The sequence below is a fragment of the Streptomyces sp. NPDC058246 genome (genome assembly GCF_042881985.1).
Taxonomy (GTDB): domain Bacteria; phylum Actinomycetota; class Actinomycetes; order Streptomycetales; family Streptomycetaceae; genus Streptomyces.
The window spans coordinates 303,859-325,529 of record NZ_JBHVWZ010000007.1 but is presented as its reverse complement, the minus strand read 5'-3'; the positions used below and the strand labels follow the sequence as shown (position 1 = coordinate 325,529).

Genomic DNA, 21,671 nt, shown 5'->3' with positions numbered 1-21,671 from the left:
CTCACGCCCCGATCCGGTACAACGAGTGGGTCCAGGAGAAGGAATCGTTGTCCACGTACCAGGCGTGCGAGGCCCAGTTGTAGCGGTCGTTGGAGGGCCAGGGATCGCCCCAGTAGACCCAGCTGTTCGTGTCGTCGTACCCGTAGACGACATGCATGTGGCCTCCGCCGCTCGACCACTGGATACGGGTCTCGACGGGCCGATTCGCGTCGATCTCCGTCCGCACGGTGGAGTAGCGCAGCCATCCGGAGACGTACGAACCGGGATCGATGCCCGCCCAGTCCAGGCCGTCCTGCACATCACCGAGCGAGGCCTGCCGGTTGGGGCATTCGGTGCCCTGGGCGCGCCCGAAGGCGGCGTTGCAGAACTGGTTCTGCGAATAGCTCCGCCCGAACCAGCCGGCGACCGTGTTCCCGCTCGCCGCCCAGCACCAGTTGCTCTTCTGCTGGGCCTGCATGGTGATGTTCAGGCGCTTGTACGTGAGGGCCGTGGCCCGGGTCGCGAACGTGCTGCCCGTCGGCGCCTCAGAGGCGGCGGCGGGCGTCGGAGCGAAGCCGAGGGCAGCCAGGACGGCGGCGAGGGCGAGGAGTCTTCTGTGGCGCATCGCGGTCCTCCCGAGTGGGGTTCGAGGAGTGGAGGAGCGCGTCCGGACGCTGCGGTGGAGCATGTTGAGCATCAAGTGTTGTCGGGGCCTGGTCAACACGCTTCAATGCGGGGGAACTCGGGGCGTGAACGGCGGCACAGGCGTGTGAACAGACCCGCGCGCCGACCTGGCGACCCCGACGACTCGCACGGACGGCCTGACCAGCCGTTGTGAACATTCACAGAAGGGCCCCCTGCATGCGGCACGGCACACAGCACGCGGACGTCGCCACGGCAGAATTGGAGACGGCTCTGCGGGGCGGCCCCTTCCATGTCGCGCTGCGCGCCGCGATCGCCGCCCGCGGACTGCCGCTCCAGCGCGTGCAGCACCATCTGTCGCGCTACGGGGTCAAGGTCGGGGTGACGAGCCTGAGTTACTGGCAGCAGGGTGCTCGGCGCCCGCAGCGCCCCGAGTCGCTGCGGGCCGTGCGCGCCTTGGAGGAGATCCTCCAGCTCCCGGACGAATCGCTGATCCGGCTGCTCGCCAAGGCGGACGAGCGCCCGGGGCCGGAGCGCCCCGCGGGTCGTACGTACCGCTCTCTCGTGGAGGCCTCCGACGTCCTGGAGCGGCTCCTGGCCGAGTTGGAGTCGCCCCTCGACGGCGGGCTGCACACCCTCGGCCACCACGAACGCGTACGGATCGGCGCACACCGCGAGCTGCTGGGCCGCGAGTCGCACCACATAGTGCGTGCCCACAGGGACGGTGTGGACCGCTATATGGCCATCCACCACGGCGACCCAGGCTGCGCACCGCAGCGCATGGCGGTACGCGCCTTGGAGAACTGCCGCACGGGGCGAGTGCGCTGGCACCACGAAACCGGGGTGCTCGTGGCGGAACTGCTCTTCGACACGCGGCTGCGCGCAGGCGAGACGTTCCTCTTCCGCTACGGCTTCGACGACGGCACGGCCGGAGCGTCCAGCGAGTACGTCCGCGGCTTCAGCTTCGCGGGCGGGCAGTACGCCCTCCAAGTGCAGTTCGCCGAGCACGCCTTGCCCGTGCGCTGCCACCGATTCACCCAGCACACGGCGGCGGCTCCGCGCAGCGGCCGCCAGGAACTGACGTTGAGCGGTCGCCACCGCTCGGTCCACCTGGTCGAGCCGCGCGTGCGGTCGGGGATCGTGGGGATCGGGTGGGACTGGGAGTGAACGGGGAGTGGCCGCTCCCCACAGCTCCCGGGCCAGTGCCGCGGGGACCGTTCAGGCGGCCGGACCCGCGACGATCTTCCCGTTCTTCGCCTCCACGGACAATGCGTGCAGCGGCTCGGTGGCCGGCACGTGCAGCACCTTGCCGGTCGTGGCATCGAACTCACTGCCGTGGCAGGGGCAGATGAGCGTCGTGCCCTGTAGCTTGTCGATGGGACACCCGGCGTGTGTGCAGATCGAGCTGAACGCCTTGAGCTCACCGTTCTCAGCACGGCTGACCACGACATTCTGATCCCGATACAGCTGGACACCCCCCTTGGCGATCTCGCTCTCGGGCCCCAGCTCGACCGGCGCGGTCGGCGTCGCGGGCGCCCCGGCACCCCCACCGGAGCACGCGGTGAGGGCGAGCCCGGCGACCGGGGTGAGCGCCGCTCCCCGCAGGACGGTACGGCGGCTCGCGGAGGGACGTCCGGGCATGGCATCTCCACTGGTCGGAGGATGTTTCTTGGTGCCTCGCAGGGTGCGGCGTGCTGGCAGCACACCAACGCGACCTACACCGACGATACCGGCATGAATCATTCCGATCGCGGGGGTGAGCCGGCTCCGGACTGAGACGTAAGCGTTTACGTAAACGCTTACGCGAACGGTGACGTAAGCGTTTACGTTCGGCGCCGGATGGGATACGTTCCCGTGCGAACGACCGACCGCACCGCGTCGGAGAAGTCCGTGAGACAACCGGGTTCCGGGGAGGGAGCGCCATGGCGACGATGGTGGACGTGGCCGAGCGCGCGGGTGTCTCCATCGCGACGGTCTCCCATGTGCTGAACGACACGCGCCCGGTGCTGCCCCGGACGCGTCAGGCCGTCCTCGACGCGATCGAGGAGCTCGGATACACACCCAATACCTTGGCCCGTTCGCTGGTCACCTCCCGCACGCGGTCCATCGGGCTCGCGGTGTCGGCGATCAGCAACCCCTACTTCACGGAGATCCTGCAGGGTGTCGAGGCCGGCGCCCTGCGGCACGGCTACAGCCTGCTGATCGCCGATCCGCACGACGACCCGGAGCACGAGCGCAAGATCGTCCAACTACTGCACGAGCGACGGGTCGACGGCATGATCATCGCGCCCTCGGCGCATCCGGACGCGCTGGTTCGCTACCTCGGGCAGCACGACGTACCCACCGTGTTCCTCGACCGACTCGTCGACTCCCCCGCCGAAGGCCCCTTCCGCTTCGACCAGGTCTGCACCGAGAACACCGGGCCCATGACCAACCTGGTCACCCACCTCGCCGAACGGGGACACCGGCGCATCGGCCTGGTCGCGGGCCTGCCGGGGCTCAGCACCACGACCGAGCGGATCACCGGCTACCGTCACGGCCTCGCCCACGCCGGACTCCCCTACGACGAACGGCTCGTGGCGCACGGCAACTCCCAGGCGGCGGCCGCCGAGGAGGCCACCCACGCCCTGCTGTCCCTCGCGGCGCCGCCCACCGCGCTCGTCACCGCCAACAACGCCATGACCATCGGCGCCCTGCGAGCCCTGCGCGAGCGGAACCTGTCCGTGCCGGAAGACCTGGCACTGTGCTGCTTCGACGACTTCTCCTGGGCGGACCTCTTCACCCCCCGGCTGACCGCGATCTCCCAGCCCAGCAAGGAGATCGGGGCCCAAGCCGTCCAACTGCTCCTGGAACGACTGGCCTCCCCCGGCAGTCCGGGCCGTACCGTCCGACTGCCCTCCACCTTCGTCCACCGCACCTCGTGCGGCTGCCCCGAAGGACCCCAGAGCGCGCGGAGCAACCAGAACACCCAGCGCCACAGGAAAGGACCCGAGTCGTGATCGTCGTCGCCGGTGAGGCCTTGATCGATCTGGTGCCGCAGGGCACGGGCGCCCTGGTGGGCCTGCTGCCGCGCCTCGGCGGCGGCCCCTACAACACGGCGGTGGCACTCGGCCGTCTCGGCTCCCCGACCGCCTTCTGCTCCCGGGTTTCGTACGACGCGTTCGGCGAGGCCCTTCTGGGCGGCCTCCGCGAGGCGGGCGTCGACGTGTCGTCCGTCCAGCGCGGTACGGAGCCGACGACCCTCGCCGTCGCCTCGATCGGCACGGACGGCTCGGCCGCGTACTCCTTCTACGTCGAGGGCACGGCGGACCGCCTCTTCTCGGCACCGGACCGACTCCCGAAGGACACCAGCGCGGTGTCCTTCGGCACTTGCTCGCTCGTCCTGGAGCCGGGTGCGAGCGCGTACGAGGAGCTGATGCGGGCCGCCGCCACACGTGGCGTGTTCACCGCGCTCGACCCGAACATCCGGGCCGGCCTGATCCCCGACGCGGACGCCTACCGGGCGCGGTTCAAGAGCTGGCTGCCGTCGGTGTCGCTCCTCAAGCTCTCGGAGGAGGACGCCCTGTGGCTCGGCGGCACCCCGCGCGAGTGGCTGGCGTCCGGCCCCGCCGCCGTGGTGATCACCCAGGGCGGTGAAGGCCTGACGGCTTTCACCCGGGACGGCGCGGTGTACTCCGTACCCGGCGAACCGGTCGACGTCGTGGACACCATCGGCGCCGGCGACACGGTGAACGCCGCCCTGCTGCACGGCCTGGCCGCGCGGGGCGCCCTGTCACCGGCCGCGATGGCGGATCTCGGCGCCGAGGGCTGGACCGAGCTGCTGCGCTTCGCGGCCCGCGCGGCGGCGATCACCTGCTCACGTGCGGGCGCCGAACCGCCGTACGCCTCCGAGCTGGGCGCCCTCTGAGAGCCGATGCCCCCGACTGCCGCCGGTCAGCCGCTGACGGCCTGGGGCAGCGCTCCGGGCTGCCGCCCGTCGAGCCGGTCCAGTGGGGTGGCGGTCGCGTCGTCGGCGGGTAGGTGCACGACCACACGGTGTGATGTTGTCAAGGTGCGGCTGGACATGCGGTGCGTCGAGGTGCAGGGACAGGGACAGGGCGGCTGACTGTGCAACGTGCCGCGCCCCACGGGGAGTTCCCGTGGGGCGCGGTGTGTTGTGTGCGGTCCGTCGGACCTGGTGCGGTCAGACCTTGCGAGCCCGCGTGGTCTTCTTCGCCGGGGTCGCCTTCTTGGCGGCCGTACCCGTCGTGGCCGTCTTCTTCGTGGCCGCGGTGGCCTTCTTGACGGCCGTATTGTTGACGACCTTCGTGGCCGTCTTCTTCGCCGTCGCCTTGGCCGCCACCGTCCTCGTGACGGCGGTCTTGCGCGGGGCCTTCACCGGGGCCGCGTCGCTGATGCGGTCGGCGCCGAGGACCTCGCGCAGGAACTTGCCGGTGTGGCTGGCCGGGACACCGGCGACCTCCTCCGGCGTGCCCTCGGCGATGACGAGACCGCCGCCGTTGCCACCCTCCGGGCCCATGTCGACCACCCAGTCCGCGGTCTTGATGACGTCGAGGTTGTGCTCGATGACGATGACCGTGTTGCCCTTGTCGACCAGGCCGGACAGCACGGTGATGAGCTTGCTGATGTCCTCGAAGTGCAGACCGGTGGTCGGCTCGTCGAGCACGTACACCGTGCGGCCCGTGGAGCGCTTCTGCAGCTCGCTCGCGAGCTTGACGCGCTGGGCCTCACCGCCGGAGAGCGTCGGCGCGGACTGGCCGAGCCTGACGTAACCGAGACCGACGTCGTTGAGCGTCCTGAGGTGGCGGGCGATCGCCGGGACGGCCTCGAAGAAGCCGAGGGCCTCCTCGATCGGCATGTCGAGGACCTCGGAGATGGACTTGCCCTTGTAGTGGACCTCCAAGGTTTCCCGGTTGTAGCGCGCCCCGTGGCAGACCTCGCAGGGGACGTACACGTCCGGCAGGAAGTTCATCTCGATCTTGATGGTGCCGTCACCGGAGCAGTTCTCGCAGCGGCCGCCCTTGACGTTGAAGGAGAAGCGGCCGGGCTGGTAGCCCCGCACCTTCGCCTCGGTCGTCTCGGCGAACAGCTTGCGGACGTGGTCGAAGACTCCGGTGTACGTCGCCGGGTTCGACCGGGGGGTCCGGCCGATGGGCGACTGGTCGACGTGCACGACCTTGTCGACGAGGTCGTCGCCCTCCACGCGCGTGTGCCGCCCCGGTACGTTCCTCGCGCCGTTCAGTTCGCGGGCGAGGTGGGTGTACAGGATGTCGTTGACCAGCGTCGACTTGCCGGAGCCCGAGACGCCGGTGACGGCCGTGAGGACGCCCAGCGGGAAGGAGACGTCGATGTCCTGGAGGTTGTTCTCCCGGGCGCCGTGCACCGTGAGCTTGCGGCTCGGGTCGGCGGGACGGCGGATGTCCGGGGTCGCGATCTCCCTCTTGCGCGACAGGTACTGGCCGGTCAGCGACTCGGGGTTGGCGAGCAGTTCCTTCAACGGGCCGCTGTGCACGACCTTGCCGCCGTGCTCGCCCGCGCCGGGGCCGATGTCGACGACCCAGTCGGCGACCTTGATGGTGTCCTCGTCGTGCTCGACGACGATGAGCGTGTTGCCCATGTCACGCAACCGGACCAGGGTCTCGATCAGCCGGTGGTTGTCGCGCTGGTGCAGACCGATCGAGGGCTCGTCCAGGACGTACAGGACGCCGACGAGTCCGGAGCCGATCTGGGTGGCCAGCCTGATGCGCTGGGCCTCACCGCCGGAAAGGGTGCCGGCCGCGCGGTTGAGCGACAGGTAGTCGAGACCGACGTCGACCAGGAAGCGCAGCCGTTCGTTGACCTCCTTCAGGACGCGCTCGGCGATCTTCTTGTCGCGGGCGTTGAGCTTCAGCTCACCCAGGAAGTCCGCGCAGTCACTGATGGACATCGCGGAGACCTCGGCGATGGACTTCTCCATGACCGTGACCGCGAGGACGAGCGGCTTCAGGCGTGTGCCCTGACAGGTGGGGCAGGGCACCTCGCGCATATAGCCCTCGAAGCGCTCACGGCTCGCGTCGCTCTCGGCCTCGCTGTGCCGCCGCTTGACGAAGGGGACGGCCCCTTCGAAGGGCGTGGTGTACACGCGCTCGCGGCCGTACCGGTTGCGGTAGCGGACCTCGATCTGCGTCTTGTGCCCGTACAGGAGGGCCTTCTTGGCACGCTGCGGAAGCCCGGCGAAGGGGATGTCGGTTCGGAATCCCAACGCGTCGGCCAGGGCCCCGACGAGGCGCCCGAAGTAGTCCTTGGTGTGTCCGTGCGACCAGGGGTGGATGGCGCCCTCGTCGAGGGACTTCTCCTCGTCCGGGACGATGAGCTCGGCGTCGACCTCCATGCGCGTACCGATACCGGTGCACTCGGGGCAGGCGCCGAAGGGCGAGTTGAAGGAGAAGGAGCGGGGCTCCAGCTCCTCGAAGGACAGGTCGTCGTACGGGCAGTACAGGTGCTCCGAGTACATGCGCTCGCGCTCGGGGTCGCCCTCGGGGAGGTCGACGAAGTCGAGCACGACCATGCCGCCGGACAGACCGAGGGCCGTCTCCACGGAGTCCGTGAGGCGTCGCTTGGCCGAGTCCTTGACCGTGAGGCGGTCGACGACCACCTCGATGGTGTGCTTCTCCTGCTTCTTCAGCGTGGGCGGCTCGGTGAGCTGGATCGTCTCGCCGTCGACCCGGGCCCGGCTGTACCCCTTGGTCTGGAGATCGGCGAAGAGGTCGACGAACTCCCCCTTCCGCTCGCGCACGAGCGGCGACAGCACCTGGAAGCGGCTGCCTTCCGGCAGCTCCAGGACCTTGTCGACGATGGCCTGCGGCGACTGGCGGGTGATCGGGCGGCCGCACTCGGGACAGTGCGGCTTGCCGATGCGCGCGAAGAGCAGGCGCAGATAGTCGTAGACCTCGGTGATGGTGCCGACCGTCGAGCGCGGGTTGCGCGAGGTCGACTTCTGGTCGATGGAGACCGCCGGGGAGAGGCCTTCGATGAAGTCGACGTCCGGCTTGTCCATCTGGCCGAGGAACTGCCGGGCGTACGAGGAGAGCGACTCCACGTAGCGCCGCTGTCCCTCGGCGAAGATCGTGTCGAAGGCCAGCGAGGACTTGCCCGACCCCGACAAGCCCGTGAAGACGATGAGCGAGTCGCGCGGGAGGTCGAGCGAGACATTCTTGAGATTGTGCTCGCGCGCTCCACGGACGATGAGACGGTCGGCCACGCCGGTCCGCACCTTTCTTGAGAGAAGTGACAGGGGCCGAGGCCCCGGTCTTTCTCAGACTAGGGGGAGCCACTGACAACGCCGGGTCGGTTTCCCTGGTTCACAACAATCCCGGGCTCTCCAGCATGCCCGACGCCACGCTCGAGCCTATAGCACGCACATTCGATTTGCGGGTGCGGTCGACCACCTTCACCCAAAGGTGTGGCGGGGCTAGGGTCGCCCTCATGATTGATCATGTGCGCGACCTGGCGTCTGTACGTGACGCGACCGAACGGCTGCTCACCGCAGCCGCCAAACTGGACAACGCTTCCCTGGGCGAGCCGTCACGGCTTCCCGGCTGGAGCCGCGGTCATGTCCTGGCCCACATCGCCCGTAACGCGGACGCCCTCGTGAACGTCCTCGAAGGGCGCCCCATGTACGCCTCGGGCGAAGCCCGCGACACCGACATAGAGAGGGACGCGCCTCGACCCCTGGAGACGCAGCTCACAGACCTGCACGCGAGCGCGGCCCGTTTCCAGGCGGTGGGGGCCGCTCCCGCGGACTGGTCGCGCACGGTGGAGCTGCGCAACGGTGTCACGGACTCCGCGGCCATGGTTCCCTTCCGGCGGTGGACAGAGGTCGAGCTGCACCATGTCGATCTGGGAATCGGCTACGCCCTGGAGGACCTCTCCGCCGAGTTCACCCAGCGCGAGATCGACTTCCTCACCGCGCGCTTCCGGGGCCACCCCGACGTGCCCGCCTTCCTCGTCGAGGAGGACGACGGGCGCCGGATCCCCTCCGGGCGTCGCGAAGGCGAGCCGGTCATTGTCACCGGCCGCCAGGCCGATCTGCTCGGCTGGCTCTGCGGCCGCCGTGACGGTTCGGGGCTGAGCACCGACGGCGGGCCGCTCCCCACGCTTCCCCCGCTATAGGCTGCCGCCATGACGTACAGCGGAGCGGTGAAGGTCGGCGGACCCGCCGATGTGCACGAGCTGCAGAACCTGATGATCTCCAAGGTCGCCGTCGGCCCGATGGACAACAACGCCTATCTGCTGCGCTGCCGGGCGACCGACGAGCAACTCCTGATCGACGCGGCGAACGACGCCTCGACACTGCTCACGCTGATCGGCGACGACGGCATCACCGCCGTCGTGACCACGCATCAGCACGGCGACCACTGGCAAGCGCTCGCGGAGGTCGTGGCAGCCACGGGCACGCGCACGTACGCGGGCCGGGACGACGCCGACGGCATCCCGGTGCCCACCGACGTCCTCGTCGACGACGGCGACATCATCCGGGTGGGGCGCGTGGAACTGACTGCGCGCCACCTGGTGGGGCACACGCCGGGCTCGATCGCCCTCGTCTACGACGACCCCCATGGGCATCCGCATGTGTTCACGGGGGACTGCCTCTTCCCGGGCGGTGTGGGCAACACACGCAAGGACCCTAAGGCGTTCGCCAGCCTCATCCACGACGTGGAGACCAAGATCTTCGACGCACTGCCGGACGAGACCTGGGTCTACCCGGGCCACGGCAACGACACGACGCTGGGCGCGGAGCGACCTCATCTGCCGGAGTGGCGCGCGCGGGGGTGGTGAACCCGGCCTCTGGGGTGCGCGCCCGCAACACGCGCGGGGCGCCTGATCGCGAGCACGCACCCCGCGTGTCGCCATAAACGAGCGCCCGCGCAGTGTCGTACACGAGCGCCCCGCGCGTGGCTGTACTCGAGCACCCGCGCGTCATCGCAGGCGCGCGCCCCCCGCGTGTCCGTGAGCAAGCCCCGCGCGCGGTTCAACGTGCGCGCCCAGCGCATTTCTCATGCAGGCGCCCCGCGTCACACGCACGCGCCCCGCGCGAACGCTGACTCACGCACCCCGTGTGAACCAAGCGCACAGGCCAGTGCCACGCGCGCGCTCCCGGCGCGGCCACTGGTGCAGTCCACTGGATGCAGCCCCGCGCAGGATGACGGCTCCTGTGTGGAACGGGCCGCCGGCCTTCGATCCCCGCCCTCGGCCGGCGGCCCCGGCAGAGCCTCGCGCAGAGGTCTCGGCAGGGCTTCTCGGAGAGCACGCGCCTGGCATCACGTCGAGCAAGCGGCCGGGTTCCCTGCGAGGAAGCAGCCGGGTTCCCGGCGAGCACGCGGCCGGGTTCCTGATGAGCACGAGATCGGGCTTCCCGTCGAGCGTTCACGGGACTGCAACACACGTTCCCACTATGCGGACATTTGCCCTTGTGACCTCGACAAACAGCATGGTGCACTGCCACTCTCCCGCCATGCATCTTGCCCAACGCGCCCTGCGCCGCGCCGCGTCCGCCGCTACTGTCGCCCTGCTCGCCGTCGCCGTGGGCTGCGCTCCGCAGCCGGAGGAGAAGGCGAGCGACAAGGCCTCCGGGACAACCGGGGAGACCTGCGCCCAGGGCAAGTTGAGCACCCAGACCTCCGGCAAGCTGACGATCGCCACCGACGAGCCCGCCTACGAGCCGTGGTTCAAGGACGACAAGCCTGCCAACGGCAAGGGCTTCGAGTCTGCGGTCGCGTACGCCGTGGCCAAGCAGCTCGGCTATGACAAGAGCGACGTCACCTGGCAGACCGTCCCCTTCAACAAGGCGTTCGCGCCCGGCGAGAAGACCTTCGACTTCGACATCAACCAGGTGTCGATCAGTGCCGAGCGCAAGAAGGCCGTGGACTTCTCGTCCGGCTACTACGACGTGCGCCAGGCCGTCATCGCGCTCAAGGGCTCCAAGGCCGCCAAGGCGAAGAGCATCGCGGACCTCAAGGGTGTGAAGCTGGGCGCCCAGGTCGGCACCACGAGCCTGAACTACATCGACGACGTGGTGAAGCCGACCCAGCAGCCGGCCGCGTACGCGAAGAACGACCAGGCCAAGTCCGCGCTGAAGAACGGCCAGGTAGACGCCATCGTCACCGACCTGCCGACCGCTTTCTACATCACCGCGGCCGAGGTGACCGACGCGAAGATCGTCGGGCAGTTCGAGAACCAGGGCGGTACGCCCGAGCAGTTCGGACTCGTCCTCGACAAGGGCAGCGCGCTGACCTCCTGCGTGACGAAGGCCGTGGACGCGCTGCGCACGGACGGCACGCTCGCGAAGATCGAGAAGCAGTGGCTGTCCGACGCCGTCGACGCTCCGGTGCTCAAGTGACGGTCGTGAAGGAGGAGTCGGGAGAGGACTCCGGCGAGGGAGACATGCCTCAGGCGTACGTCCCGTCGCGGCGGCGGATCGAGCGCGAGCGCTACAAGCGTGTCCGCGCCCGCCGCGCGACGGCGATCGCCGCCCTCTCCACCCTGGTCACCGGCGTCGTCCTGTACCTCGTCGTCGTCAACGCGCCCGGCTGGCCGCGCACCAAAGAGACGTTCTTCAACGCGCAGTACGCGCGCGAGGCGTTCCCCAAGGTCCTCGAAGGGCTCTGGCTCAACGTCCGCCTGCTCCTGATATGCGGCGCGGCCGTGCTCGTCCTGGGCATGCTGATCGCCATCGCCCGCACGCTGCGCGGCCCGGTCTTCTTCCCGCTCCGGGCGCTGGCCGCCGCGTACACGGACTTCTTCCGCGGGCTGCCGCTGATCATCAACCTGATGATCGTGGTCCTGGGCGTTCCCGCGCTGCGGCTGCAGGGCGTCACGGTGGACCCGGTCCTCCTCGGCGGTACGGCCCTGACGCTGACGTACTCGGCGTACGTCGCCGAGGTGTTCCGTGCCGGCATCGAGTCCATCCACCCCTCGCAGCGCGCCGCGGCCCGTTCACTGGGCCTCACCAACCGGCAGGCCTTGCGCTACGTGGTCCTCCCCCAGGCCGTACGCCGCCAGGTGCCGCCCCTCCTCAACGACCTGGTGTCCCTCCAGAAGGACACCGGACTCGTCTCGATCGGCGGCGCGGTGGACGCGGTGCGCGCCGCCGACATCATCGTGGGCCGCAGCCTCAACTACACGCCGTACATCGTCGCGGGACTGGTCTTCGTCGCCCTGACCATCCCGATGACCCGCTTCACGGACTGGGTCACGGCCCGGATGGACCGTCAGCGGGCACAGGGAGGGACCATATGACCGACGCTCCGGTGCTGCGGATGGAGTCCGTCCGCAAGACCTTCGGTGACGCGGTCGTACTGCGGGACGTCGACCTGGAGGTCGCCCCGCACACGGTGACCGCGCTGATCGGCGCCTCCGGCTCCGGCAAGTCGACACTGCTGCGCTGCGCGAACCTCCTGGAGGAGATCGACGACGGCGCGATCTGGCTGGACGACGAGGAGATCACCGACCCGCGGGTCGACCAGGACGCCGTACGCCGCCGGATCGGTGTGGTCTTCCAGGCGTACAACCTGTTTCCGCACATGACCGTCCTGGAGAACATCACCCTCGCCCCGCGCCGTGTGCACGGCGTGAACCGCGCCGAGGCGGAGGCGCACGCGCGTGAGCTGCTCGACCGGCTCGGGCTCGGTGCCAAGGCGAACGAGTACCCGGACCGGCTCAGCGGCGGGCAGCAGCAGCGGGCCGCGATCGTCCGCGCCCTGGCCGTACGTCCCCGTCTCCTGCTCCTGGACGAGATCACCGCCGCTCTCGACCCGGAACTCGTGGGCGAAGTCCTGAGCGTCGTGCGGGATTTGAAGGACGACGGCATGACCATGGTCCTCGCCACGCACGAGATGGGCTTCGCCCGCGAGGTCGCGGACCAGGTCTGCTTCCTGGACGGCGGCGTGGTGCTCGAGCGCGGCACCGCCGAGGAGGTCTTCGGGGACCCGCGAGAGGAGCGAACGCAGCGGTTCCTGCGCCGGATCGTGGAGGCGAGGCGGCTCTGACATCCGCCTCCGCCGCGCCGCCGATCAGTCCAGCAGCTCGCTGCCCTCGGGTATCCCCGCGAGAAGTCTCCGACGGTGCCTCCCTTGGCGTGGTGACTCGCCGTCCGTCCGAGAGCGATAAGCCGAAACGCAGGGCTCCGGCGTCCTCATGCCCGCCGCCGAAACGAACAGGGCGCACGGTCCCGCCCTGCCGCACGGTCCGTAGGAAGACGCCCAGTCGGAGGGTCACCGAACCGGGCCACACCTGCCGGCCGGTAAGCATGATGCGTACGTCCGGGCCGGCGCCGAGCTCGATGACCTGGGGCAGTTGGGCGGGCACGAACCAGTCCGAGGGTGGGAACTGCTCGTCCGCGCCAGGCCGGTAGACGGCCAGTCGATGCTCCGTCTGCGACTGCGGCAGCGGCTCGTCCGGCGGGTCGGGCGCGATCAATCCCTCGAAGAAATTCATGAATTGATCGTGGCACCCGCCACTGACAATCGGACTCTGCCCGTCCGCTTCCTGCCCCGTCAGGCGTCCACTTCCTGCTCCGTCAGGTGACCGCCTCCTGCTCCCTCAGGCGTCCGCCTGCCCCGTCCCCGCCAGGGTCGCGACCCGCTCCACCGCGAAGGCGTACCCCTGCACACCGCAGCCCGCGATGACCCCGTCGGCGCGCAGCGAGACGTACGAGTGGTGACGGAACTCCTCGCGCTGGTGGATGTTGGAGATGTGGACCTCCACCACAGGAAGGTCGTCACAGGTGTTGAGCGCATCCAGGATGGCGACGGAGGTGTGTGAGTAGGCGGCTGGGTTGATCACGATCCCGGAGTGGTGCAGACGCGCTTCGTGGATCCAGTCCACCAACTCGCCCTCGTGGTTGGACTGCCGGAAATCCACCGTGCCGCCGTGCGCGGCCGCCGCCTTGGCGCACAGAGCCTCCACGTCCGCGAGCGTGTCCGAGCCGTAGATCTCCGGCTGGCGCTGCCCGAGGAGGTTCAGGTTGGGCCCGTTGAGGATCAAGATCGGGGCGTTGGCGAGGGTGCGGGGCACGGTTCCTCCGGTCCTTCGGGTCTGGCGGCCCATTGAGGACCGCTGCTCGGACCCGGTTTATCACGGTGCACCGGAGAGAGGACGGCCCGTACCCTCCCCTCATGGTCCCCATCCCTGCCTACCCTCCCAAGCCGTCACCCGGCGACCGGATGGCGGTGATCTCGCCGTCCACGGCGCTGCCGGGCCTGCTCCCGCTCCCGTACGAACTGGGCCTGGAGCGGCTGCGCAGGGAGTACGGTCTCGAGCCGGTCGAGTACCCGGCGACCCGGAAGCTGGGCTCGACCCCTCAGGAGCGCGCCGACGACATCCACGCGGCGTTCGCCGATCCGACGATCAAGGCGGTCATCGCGTCGATCGGTGGCGATGACCAGATCACCGTGCTGCCGCTGCTGGACAGGGAGTTGATCCGCGCGAACCCGAAGCCGTTCTTCGGGATGAGCGACAACACGAACCTGCTCCTGTACCTGCGCAACACCGGCATCGTCGGCTACCACGGCGCGACGGTCATGTGCGAGCTGGGCCGCCCCGGCGCCATGCACCCCCAGACCGCCGAATCCCTGCGGGCCGCACTGTTCACCTCGGGTGCGTACGAGCTCGGGGCGGCCGAGCGCTGGGGCGACGTCAACCGCGACTGGGCGGATCCCGCGACCTTCGACGCGGAACCGGAGACCCGGCCCGGCACCGGCTGGACCTGGCTGAACGCCGACCGGCTGGTCGAGGGCCGCAGTTGGGGCGGCAACCTGGAGATCCTCGGCTGGCTGCTGATGGCCGGCCGCGAGATCCCTCACGACCTCAGCGAGTACGACGGCGGAGTGCTGTTCCTGGAGACCTCGGAGGAGTTGCCGAGCGCCCGGGAAGTCTTCCGCACCCTCCGGAACATGGGCGAGCGAGGACTGCTCCAGCGCTTCTCCGCGCTGCTGATGGGCCGCGCCAAGACCTGGTCCTTCGAACACCCCAACAGCCCGGAGGAAGGGGTGCGTTACGCGGCCGAGCAGCGTGAGGCTGTGCTCCGCGCGCTGCGGATGTACGCCCCCAACATCTTGACCGTGTTCGACGTGGACTTCGGACACACGGATCCGCAACTCGTCATCCCCTATGGAGGCACGATCCGCGTCGACGGATCCGCCCGGCGCATCACCGTCACCTATTGACGCGAGTCTCACCACCATGCGCCCCCGTAACCGTTGATCACCGTGGGTAGTTGACGCGGCATGCACGACGTACGCACCGTAAGGGCGCCCTCCATGCTGCGGCTCGCGGCCGCCTCGCTCGCCGGGACGGCCATCGAGTTCTACGACTTCTTCGTCTACGGGACCGCGGCCGCGCTGGTCCTCGGACCGCTGTTCTTCCCGACCTTCTCGCCGCTGGCGGGGACGCTGGCGGCCTTCGCGACGTTCGGCGTCGGGTTCATCGCCCGTCCGCTCGGCTCGGTGTTCTTCGGGCACATCGGTGACCGGCGCGGTCGGCGTCCCGTTCTGATCGCCTCGCTGCTGCTGACCGGCGCTGCGACGGTCGCGGTCGGCTTTGTGCCGACGTACGACCGCATCGGGGTGGCCGCTCCCGTGCTCCTTCTCGTGCTGCGCTTTCTCCAGGGTCTCGGACTCGGCGGGGAGTGGGGCGGGGCGGTGCTGCTGACCGCGGAGCACGCGCCGGCCGAGCGGCGCGGACTGTGGTCGAGCTTTCCCCAGATCGGCCCCTCACTGGGGTTCGTGCTGGCCAACGGCGTGATGCTGGTGCTGTCGGCGACGCTGTCCGACGCGCAGTTCGCGGCCTGGGGGTGGCGGGTGCCGTTCTGGGCGGCGGGGGTGCTCGCGGCGGCGGGGCTGTGGCTGCGCAGCTCGCTCGCCGAAAGCCCGAGCTTCCTGGAAATGCGCGACCACGCGCGCGTGCCGCTCGCCGAGGTGGTGCGCGACCACTGGCGGCTGGTGCTGCTGACGGCCGGCGGACTCGCGGTCGGCTACGCCGTCTTCTACGCGGTGACCACGTGGGCGCTCGCCTACGGCGTCGAACGGCTCGGTGTGAGCCGTACCGTCATGCTGGCCTGCATCATGGCCGCTGTGGTGGTGAAGGGTTCCCTGACGCCCCTGGTGGCCCTCCTCGGCGACCGCTACGGGCGACGGCCGCTGTGCCTGGCGGGATGCACCGGCGCCGCGCTGTGGATGTTCCCGATGGTCGCGCTGTTGTCGACCGGCGAACCGCTGCTGATGTTCCTCGGTTTCCTGGTCGCGCTGCTCGCGTTCATCACGATGTTCGCGGTGATCGCCGCGTATCTGCCGGAGTTGTACGAGCCCCGGGTGCGCTGCACGGGCGCGGCGGTGGGCTACAACCTGGGCGGGGTCCTGGGGGGCGCGCTCACGCCGATCGTGGCGACGGCCCTGGCGAGCGGGGAGCGCGTCCCGTGGGGCGTGGCCGCGTATCTCACCGGGATCGCGCTGCTCAGCCTGGGGTGCTTCGCGCTGCTTCCGGAGACCCGGCCGGTATCGCGGCTGGTGGTCGTCCAGGCGACGGAGTGACGACGCGGGGACGAGCCAAGCCGCCGTACGGCCAGTGCGCGGCTGCCCCCCCTAGGGATTGATCGCCAGTTCCAGGTAGGCCGCGAAGACCACCAGATGCACGCCTCCCTGGAGGGGGGTCGCTCGTCCGGGAACCACCGTCAGGGAACTCACCACCACAGTCAGTGCGAGTAGCACCATGTGGGTGGAGCCGAGGCCGAGGACGAGCGGTCCGGAGAGCCAGACGGAGGCCAGGGCGACGGCGGGGATGGTCAGGCCGATGCTGGCCATCGCGGAGCCGAGGGCGAGGTTCAGGCTGGTCTGCACCCGGTCACGGCGGGCCGACCGCAGCGCGGCGATGGTCTCGGGAAGCAGGACGAGCAGCGCGATGATCACACCGACCACGGAGTGCGGCATTCCGACCGCCTCGACGCCTGACTCGATGGTGGGCGACACGCCCTTGGCGAGGCCGACCACTCCGACGAGGGCCAGGCCGAGCAGCGCCACGCTGATCCCGGCTTGGCGGGCGGACGGGGCGTCGGCGTGTTCGTCCGCGTCGATCACCTCACCCTGCCGGGTGATCGGCAGGAAGTAGTCCCGGTGCCGCACGGTCTGGGTCGCCACGAAGAGGCCGTAGAGGACGAGCGAGGCGAGCGCGGCGAAGGTGAGCTGGGCCGAGGAGAACTCCGGGCCGGGCTTGCTGGTGGTGAACGTCGGGAAGACCAGGCTGAGTGTGGCGAGCGTCGCGACGGTCGCGACGGCCGCGCCGGTGCCCTCCGCGTTGAAGACGGCGAGGCCGTGCCGCAGGGAGGCGACGAGCAGACAGATCCCGACGATGCCGTTGCAGGTGATCATCACGGCCGCGAACACCGTGTCGCGGGCCAGCGTCGAGCTCTTGTCACCACCGTCCGCCATCAGGGTGACGATCAGCGCGACCTCGATGATCGTGACGGCGACGGCTAGGACGAGGGAGCCGAAGGGTTCGCCGACGCGGTGCGCGATCACCTCGGCGTGATGGACCGCGGCCAGCACGGCTCCGGCGAGGACCACGGTCACCAGCGCCACGACTGCGGCGGGCAGGTCGCGGCCCCAGGTGCAGGCCAGCAGGACCACCGCGATCACGGGCATGACGACCGTCCACCGCGTCACGAGTGACCGGAGCCGAACGATCATGCTGCGATCGTCGCAGGCGTACGCGGGCCCCGCACTCCGATCGTGCGACGCCCGCTCGCGTATGGCCGAGGAGGTCCCGTTCCGGGAATCGCCACGTCTGCTCGGTCGTCTCCCGTACGTCGCATCGGTCATCTCCCGTGGGTTGCGGTCGGTGAAGGGCGGCCGTCCGGCGAAGGTGAATCTCGCGGGCGAACGCTCCGCCGTCCCCCGGCGGGGCGCCTGGCCGGCGGACGCTCGGAGCCCGCACAAGCACCGGGAGCGGTGGCCGGCAATGCGCCGTACACCGCTCCCGGGGGTGGTCGCCGCCCCGGCCGGGGGATCAGACGTCGACGCTGTCCTTCGGCGCGCTCTTGGCGTCGTTCAGCGCCGCCTGCTTCTTGGAGGCGATCAGACTGGTGATCGTGGTGACCACCAGGACCGCGCAGATCACGCCGAGCGAGACCGGGATGGAGATCTCGGGGACATGGACGCCGGACTCGTGCAGGGCGTGCAGCACCAGCTTGACGCCGATGAAGCCGAGGATCACCGACAGGCCGTAGCTGAGGTGGACCAGCTTCCTGAGCAGGCCGCCGATGAGGAAGTACAGCTGGCGCAGCCCCATCAGCGCGAACGCGTTGGCCGTGAAGACGATGTACGGGTCCTGAGTCAGACCGAAGATCGCGGGGATCGAGTCCAGCGCGAAGAGCACATCGGTGGTGCCGATCGCCAGCATCACGACCAGCATCGGCGTCATGACGCGCTTGCCGTTCTGCTGGATCCACAGCTTGGTGCCGTGGTACCGGTCGGCCACGCCGAAGCGTCGCTCGGCGGCCTTGAGCAGCCGGTTCTCCTCGAACTCCTCGTCCTCCTCGTCGGCCCGGGCCTCCTGGATCAGCTTCCAGGCGGTGTAGATGAGGAAGGCGCCGAAGATGTAGAAGACCCACGCGAAGCTCGCGATGATCGCGGCTCCCGCGGCGATGAATATCGCGCGCAGGACGAGGGCTATGAGCACTCCGACGAGCAGCACTCGCTGTTGGTACTGCGAGGGCACCGCGAATTTCGCCATGATCAGGACGAAGACGAAGAGGTTGTCGACGCTCAGCGACTTCTCGGTGATGAAGCCGGCGAAGAACTCTCCGGCGGGCTCGCCGCCGGAGAAGATGAGCAGTCCGAGTCCGAACAGTCCGGCCAGGACGATCCAGACGATGGTCCAGATTCCGGCTTCCTTGATCGATACGTCGTGCGGCTTGCGGCCGATGAAGAAGTCGACCGCGATCAGGGCCGCGAGACCCACGATGGTCAGGACCCACAGGGTCAGGGAAACATCCACTGCGCCTCCGGCAGTACGTAACGGCAGATTTCAGCGTCGTCGCTACCGGAGGTCTCTTCCACCCGTGGCGTTCACGGGCCGACGCCCCGGGATCTGGCCTGATCCGTATTGACGGGTACGCCGCAGCAGGTAGGGAGTACTCCCCTCCGTACGGAAAAGAGTACCCGAATCACCAAGGAAAGGTAAAGCAGTTAGTAAAAGAAAGACCAAGTCTCCTGGTCAGAGCGGTTTACTGACGCTTGACGAAAGACCCTTGGCGCATCTTTGAGACGTCAGCGGTTCCAGGAACGGCGGGCCGCCGCCACCTGTGCGAGCACCTGCTGGAGCACCTGGCTGCCCGAGGGCACAAGGGCAGGCTCGTATGTCCAGGCGTGGCCGACCCACGGGTCGGCCAAGTGGTCGTCGGGTACCGGGGTGAGGCGCATCAGCGAACGCCAGAGCGGATCGAGCAGCGGCCCGTAGGCGGCGGCGTCCTCGCGGTCGGCCACCATCATCAGATGGACGCCGACGGCAGGGCCCTCGTCCGCGAGATAGCGCAGTTGGGTCACGGCGCGGTCGTCGAAGCCGTGCGGGAAGTCGTTGACGATCAGCAGTTGCTCGGCGGTGTCGAAGCCCGGCGGCAGTGAGTCGGCCGCTCCGCCGCGCACCGCCATCTGCACCAGGTCGACGCGCTGGGTGAGCCGGGCCAGGACGTCAGCCACCCCCACGGCACCGACGGCGGGCGGGCCGTCGAGCACCCCGGACTGCACCAGCGGCGTCAGAGACGCGGCACCCGCACCGGCCGCGTCGATGACATGCACCGTGAACTCGCCCGCCGGATAGACGGCGAGCAGTCGCGCGGCGTGCGCCACAGCCGTGTCCATGGCAAGGCGTCGCAGCTCATCGGAGTCGGCGAGCGAGTCTTCGAGGCCGGAGCGGCCGCTGTCTATCCACAGCCCGCGCTCCAGCGGCAGCCTGACCAGCATCGGGATACTCAGGCCGTCGCTCTCGGGCAGATGGAGATCGCCGAGGCGCAGTGCCATGGGGATCTCCATCGGCGCCCGGTAGGCGTGCCAGACCGGGTTGTCCCAGCGCGCGTACGCCGGAGGCAGCGCGGGCTCGACGACCTCAACTTCGGCGGTGAGCTGGGCGAGGTCCCGGTCGAGCGCCGCGCGTGCCTGGTCGACCAGATCGGCGTGCTTGGCCCGGGCCGCCTCGCGCGCGGCGTCGCCCTGGCCGCCGATCCGGCTGCGCGGGTCGGACAGGACCCTGTCGAGCTCCTGCTCCATCCGCGAGTCGGCGAAGTCGACGGCACTGCGATACGCGGCGGTGGTGCGGGCCAGGTCCTCGAACATGCCCCACACCTGGTTGTAGAGCCGCTCTTCCATGGACCAGCCGGTCGCGTCGCCCGCGACGGGCTGTGCGGGCTGCCCGGGCGGAGCCGGTGGTGCGGTCGGCGGGGGCGGAGGCGGGGCCGCGGTCTGCCGTCCGGGGTGGCTGTAGTTGACCGAGCCGCCCGCCGTGGGAGCGGCGGGCTGGGTGACCGCGGAGGGGTCCGAGGGGTGGCTTCCCTGCGGCACCGCGGAGCCTTGCGGACCTGGCGTGTCGTACGGAGACGAGGACTGGCCGCCCTGCGCTCCGTTCCCGGCGGCGGCCTGGGGTCCGGGGTACGGCTGGTCCGGTCCTGTCGTCGACGCGGCCGCCTGTCGTGACCGGTCCCCGTCAGGCGTACGGGGCGGGGGCGCCGCGACCGAGCGGGCCAGGCCGTGAGCCACCGCCTCGTGGATGCTGCCGGCGAGTTGCTGAGCCTCGGGCAGGCCCTGGTCGGTGAGGAGTTCGGCGAGGCCGCCCGCATAGCCCTGGCCGACCGCGCGAACCTTCCAGGCGCCCTGCCTGCGGTAGAGCTCGAGGGCGACCACGGCGGACTCGGCGTCCAGACCCGTGAGGGTGTAGCTGGCGACCTCGGAGCCGTCCAGGCCGGTGACCGCGACGAAGGGGGCGGCGACGGCGCCGAACCGGACCGGACCGCCGACGCCGGACGGCAGCGCGAGCAGCACATTGACCCGGTGCACGCTGACGGGCAGGGCGTCCAGGTCGAAGGCCAGACGGTGGTCGGCCGCCGCCTGCTTGGAGACCTCCAGTCCGGGCAGCGTGGGCGCGCCCGGGTGGGCCACCCACTCGACACCGCGGACCTTGCCCTGCTCGTCGCCGAGCGTGGCACCCACCACGACCGGTTTGCCGGCCGAAACCCGGACCTCAAGACGGACCTGCGAGAGCGGATGGTTCTGCCCCCGGACCAGCTCGGCCGTCATCGCCTTGTCCCCCTATGTCGCTTCGTACGGTGCGCCCCGAGCTGCCTACAGGTGCGGCAGGATCGCGGGCATCAGGTCCTGGAACGTGCGCCCGTTGGCCGGCGTACCCAGAGCCGTCATCTGCCAGCCCGGGCCCGCGCGGTGCACCTTCGCCATGATCTGGGCCGTGTACTGGCCGCCGCCCGCGAGCGTGTAGCGCGCCAGCTCCTGACCGTTCGTCTCGTCGACCAGACGGCAGAACGCGTTCTGCACTTCCTGGAACGTCTGCCCGGTGAAGGAGTTCACGGTGAAGATGATCTGGTCGATGTGGACCGGGACGCGCTGCAGGTCGACGAGGATCGCCTCGTCGTCGCCGCCCTGGCCCACGCCGCCGACGAGATTGTCACCCGTGTGCCGTACGGAGCCGTCGTCGCTGACGAGGTGGCGGAAGAACACCACGTCGACGGGCTGCTTGTCCGCGAACAGCACGGCGGACGCGTCGAGGTCGATCTCCCGGGTGCGCGAGCCGAACAGGCCGCGGCGGGGAGCCGCCTGCCAGCCAAGCCCCATGCGCACCGCGGTCAGGGTGCCCCCGTCGTTCTTCTGCAGACTGATGGCCTGACCCTTGGTCATGTTGACCGTCACGCGCTGTTCCCCTCTCGAACTGTCCCCTGTTGCCGCGGAGTCCGCGGATGACCAGAACACTACGCAGCGGCACTGACAGTGCCGAACCCTGGGGCGCGCTTTGTGTCG

Annotated in this window: 18 protein-coding genes and 1 pseudogene; 10 read left to right on the top strand and 9 right to left on the bottom strand. The window is 69.6% G+C overall.

Going from position 1 to position 21,671, the window contains the following annotated elements:
• Position 1 precedes the first annotated feature (1 nt).
• Positions 2–604 (bottom strand): papain-like cysteine protease family protein, encoded by a 603-nt coding sequence (locus ACFVXA_RS13970; protein ID WP_390025079.1) that lies wholly within the window; start codon positions 602–604, stop codon positions 2–4.
• 236 nt (positions 605–840) lie between these two features.
• On the opposite strand from ACFVXA_RS13970, the gene ACFVXA_RS13965 reads away from it, so the two are divergent.
• Complete coding sequence (locus ACFVXA_RS13965) at positions 841–1,788, top strand: hypothetical protein (protein WP_362025683.1); 948 nt, start codon at positions 841–843, stop codon at positions 1,786–1,788.
• A 51-nt stretch (positions 1,789–1,839) separates the two neighbouring features.
• On the opposite strand, the gene ACFVXA_RS13960 is transcribed toward ACFVXA_RS13965, so the two are convergent.
• Positions 1,840–2,262 carry a Rieske (2Fe-2S) protein gene (locus ACFVXA_RS13960; protein ID WP_362025680.1) on the bottom strand — a complete coding sequence of 141 codons (423 nt, stop codon included), beginning with the start codon at positions 2,260–2,262 and terminating at the stop codon, positions 1,840–1,842.
• Positions 2,263–2,543: 281 nt separating this feature from the next.
• On the opposite strand from ACFVXA_RS13960, the gene ACFVXA_RS13955 reads away from it, so the two are divergent.
• Together ACFVXA_RS13955 and ACFVXA_RS13950 are read left to right on the top strand one after the other, a co-directional pair.
• The gene (locus ACFVXA_RS13955) at positions 2,544–3,620 is read left to right on the top strand and encodes a LacI family DNA-binding transcriptional regulator (protein WP_383745465.1); all 1,077 of its coding nucleotides are present in this window, start codon (positions 2,544–2,546) and stop codon (positions 3,618–3,620) included.
• Positions 3,617–4,528 (top strand): carbohydrate kinase, encoded by a 912-nt coding sequence (locus tag ACFVXA_RS13950; protein ID WP_362025674.1) that lies wholly within the window; start codon positions 3,617–3,619, stop codon positions 4,526–4,528. Before ACFVXA_RS13955 ends, ACFVXA_RS13950 begins: the two co-directional genes overlap by 4 nt.
• A gap of 26 nt (positions 4,529–4,554) precedes the next feature.
• Here ACFVXA_RS13950 and ACFVXA_RS13945 read toward each other — a convergent pair.
• Positions 4,555–4,653: pseudogene (locus tag ACFVXA_RS13945) on the bottom strand (transcriptional regulator); the annotation flags it as partial.
• Between the two features lie 151 nt (positions 4,654–4,804).
• On the bottom strand, positions 4,805–7,861 hold the full coding sequence (uvrA, locus tag ACFVXA_RS13940) for an excinuclease ABC subunit UvrA (protein WP_362025671.1): 3,057 nt from the start codon (positions 7,859–7,861) through the stop codon (positions 4,805–4,807).
• Between the two features lie 224 nt (positions 7,862–8,085).
• Here uvrA and ACFVXA_RS13935 point away from each other — a divergent pair, with 224 nt between their 5' ends.
• From ACFVXA_RS13935 to ACFVXA_RS13915, 5 genes are all read left to right on the top strand, one after another.
• Positions 8,086–8,772 (top strand): maleylpyruvate isomerase family mycothiol-dependent enzyme, encoded by a 687-nt coding sequence (locus ACFVXA_RS13935; protein WP_390025077.1) that lies wholly within the window; start codon positions 8,086–8,088, stop codon positions 8,770–8,772.
• Positions 8,773–8,781: 9 nt separating this feature from the next.
• Positions 8,782–9,438: an MBL fold metallo-hydrolase gene (locus tag ACFVXA_RS13930; protein ID WP_362025665.1), complete on the top strand. Its 657-nt coding sequence runs from the start codon at positions 8,782–8,784 to the stop codon at positions 9,436–9,438.
• A gap of 676 nt (positions 9,439–10,114) precedes the next feature.
• Positions 10,115–10,999, top strand: a complete 885-nt coding sequence (locus ACFVXA_RS13925; RefSeq protein ID WP_362025662.1) for an ABC transporter substrate-binding protein — start codon at positions 10,115–10,117, stop codon at positions 10,997–10,999.
• Complete coding sequence (locus tag ACFVXA_RS13920; protein WP_362025658.1) at positions 10,996–11,898, top strand: amino acid ABC transporter permease; 903 nt, start codon at positions 10,996–10,998, stop codon at positions 11,896–11,898. Before ACFVXA_RS13925 ends, ACFVXA_RS13920 begins: the two co-directional genes overlap by 4 nt.
• On the top strand, positions 11,895–12,647 hold the full coding sequence (locus ACFVXA_RS13915) for an amino acid ABC transporter ATP-binding protein (protein ID WP_362025655.1): 753 nt from the start codon (positions 11,895–11,897) through the stop codon (positions 12,645–12,647). Before ACFVXA_RS13920 ends, ACFVXA_RS13915 begins: the two co-directional genes overlap by 4 nt.
• 553 nt (positions 12,648–13,200) lie before the next feature.
• Here ACFVXA_RS13915 and aroQ read toward each other — a convergent pair.
• Positions 13,201–13,674: a type II 3-dehydroquinate dehydratase gene (gene aroQ, locus ACFVXA_RS13910; protein ID WP_362025652.1), complete on the bottom strand. Its 474-nt coding sequence runs from the start codon at positions 13,672–13,674 to the stop codon at positions 13,201–13,203.
• Positions 13,675–13,775: 101 nt separating this feature from the next.
• Between aroQ and ACFVXA_RS13905 the strand changes: the two genes are divergently transcribed.
• Together ACFVXA_RS13905 and ACFVXA_RS13900 are read left to right on the top strand one after the other, a co-directional pair.
• On the top strand, positions 13,776–14,825 hold the full coding sequence (locus ACFVXA_RS13905) for a S66 peptidase family protein (RefSeq protein WP_383745473.1): 1,050 nt from the start codon (positions 13,776–13,778) through the stop codon (positions 14,823–14,825).
• A gap of 60 nt (positions 14,826–14,885) precedes the next feature.
• Complete coding sequence (locus ACFVXA_RS13900) at positions 14,886–16,187, top strand: MFS transporter (protein WP_383745476.1); 1,302 nt, start codon at positions 14,886–14,888, stop codon at positions 16,185–16,187.
• A 51-nt stretch (positions 16,188–16,238) separates the two neighbouring features.
• On the opposite strand, the gene ACFVXA_RS13895 is transcribed toward ACFVXA_RS13900, so the two are convergent.
• The 4 genes from ACFVXA_RS13895 to ACFVXA_RS13880 all read right to left on the bottom strand — a co-directional run bounded on the left by ACFVXA_RS13895 (position 16,239) and on the right by ACFVXA_RS13880 (position 21,563).
• Positions 16,239–17,339: a calcium:proton antiporter gene (locus tag ACFVXA_RS13895; protein ID WP_390025075.1), complete on the bottom strand. Its 1,101-nt coding sequence runs from the start codon at positions 17,337–17,339 to the stop codon at positions 16,239–16,241.
• Between the two features lie 319 nt (positions 17,340–17,658).
• Entirely contained in the window at positions 17,659–18,648 is a 990-nt protein-coding gene (locus ACFVXA_RS13890; protein WP_383745479.1) for a TerC/Alx family metal homeostasis membrane protein, read from the bottom strand.
• Between the two features lie 272 nt (positions 18,649–18,920).
• Entirely contained in the window at positions 18,921–20,939 is a 2,019-nt protein-coding gene (locus tag ACFVXA_RS13885) for a TerD family protein (protein WP_383745481.1), read from the bottom strand.
• Positions 20,940–20,984: 45 nt separating this feature from the next.
• Positions 20,985–21,563 (bottom strand): TerD family protein, encoded by a 579-nt coding sequence (locus ACFVXA_RS13880; RefSeq protein WP_054235941.1) that lies wholly within the window; start codon positions 21,561–21,563, stop codon positions 20,985–20,987.
• Positions 21,564–21,671: the final 108 nt, after the last annotated feature.

Bases quoted from the DNA above. Each gene is read 5' to 3' on its own strand.
- ACFVXA_RS13970 (WP_390025079.1), bottom strand. From the start codon at position 604: ATGCGCCACAGAAGACTCCTCGCCCTCGCCGCCGTCCTGGCTGCCCTC.
- ACFVXA_RS13885 (WP_383745481.1), bottom strand. From the start codon at position 20,939: ATGACGGCCGAGCTGGTCCGGGGGCAGAACCATCCGCTCTCGCAGGTC.
- ACFVXA_RS13925 (WP_362025662.1), top strand. From the start codon at position 10,115: ATGCATCTTGCCCAACGCGCCCTGCGCCGCGCCGCGTCCGCCGCTACT.
- ACFVXA_RS13915 (WP_362025655.1), top strand. From the start codon at position 11,895: ATGACCGACGCTCCGGTGCTGCGGATGGAGTCCGTCCGCAAGACCTTC.
- ACFVXA_RS13930 (WP_362025665.1), top strand. From the start codon at position 8,782: ATGACGTACAGCGGAGCGGTGAAGGTCGGCGGACCCGCCGATGTGCAC.
- ACFVXA_RS13895 (WP_390025075.1), bottom strand. From the start codon at position 17,339: ATGATCGTTCGGCTCCGGTCACTCGTGACGCGGTGGACGGTCGTCATG.
- ACFVXA_RS13905 (WP_383745473.1), top strand. From the start codon at position 13,776: ATGGTCCCCATCCCTGCCTACCCTCCCAAGCCGTCACCCGGCGACCGG.
- ACFVXA_RS13960 (WP_362025680.1), bottom strand. From the start codon at position 2,262: ATGCCCGGACGTCCCTCCGCGAGCCGCCGTACCGTCCTGCGGGGAGCG.
- ACFVXA_RS13955 (WP_383745465.1), top strand. From the start codon at position 2,544: ATGGCGACGATGGTGGACGTGGCCGAGCGCGCGGGTGTCTCCATCGCG.
- ACFVXA_RS13935 (WP_390025077.1), top strand. From the start codon at position 8,086: ATGATTGATCATGTGCGCGACCTGGCGTCTGTACGTGACGCGACCGAA.
- ACFVXA_RS13965 (WP_362025683.1), top strand. From the start codon at position 841: ATGCGGCACGGCACACAGCACGCGGACGTCGCCACGGCAGAATTGGAG.
- ACFVXA_RS13900 (WP_383745476.1), top strand. From the start codon at position 14,886: ATGCACGACGTACGCACCGTAAGGGCGCCCTCCATGCTGCGGCTCGCG.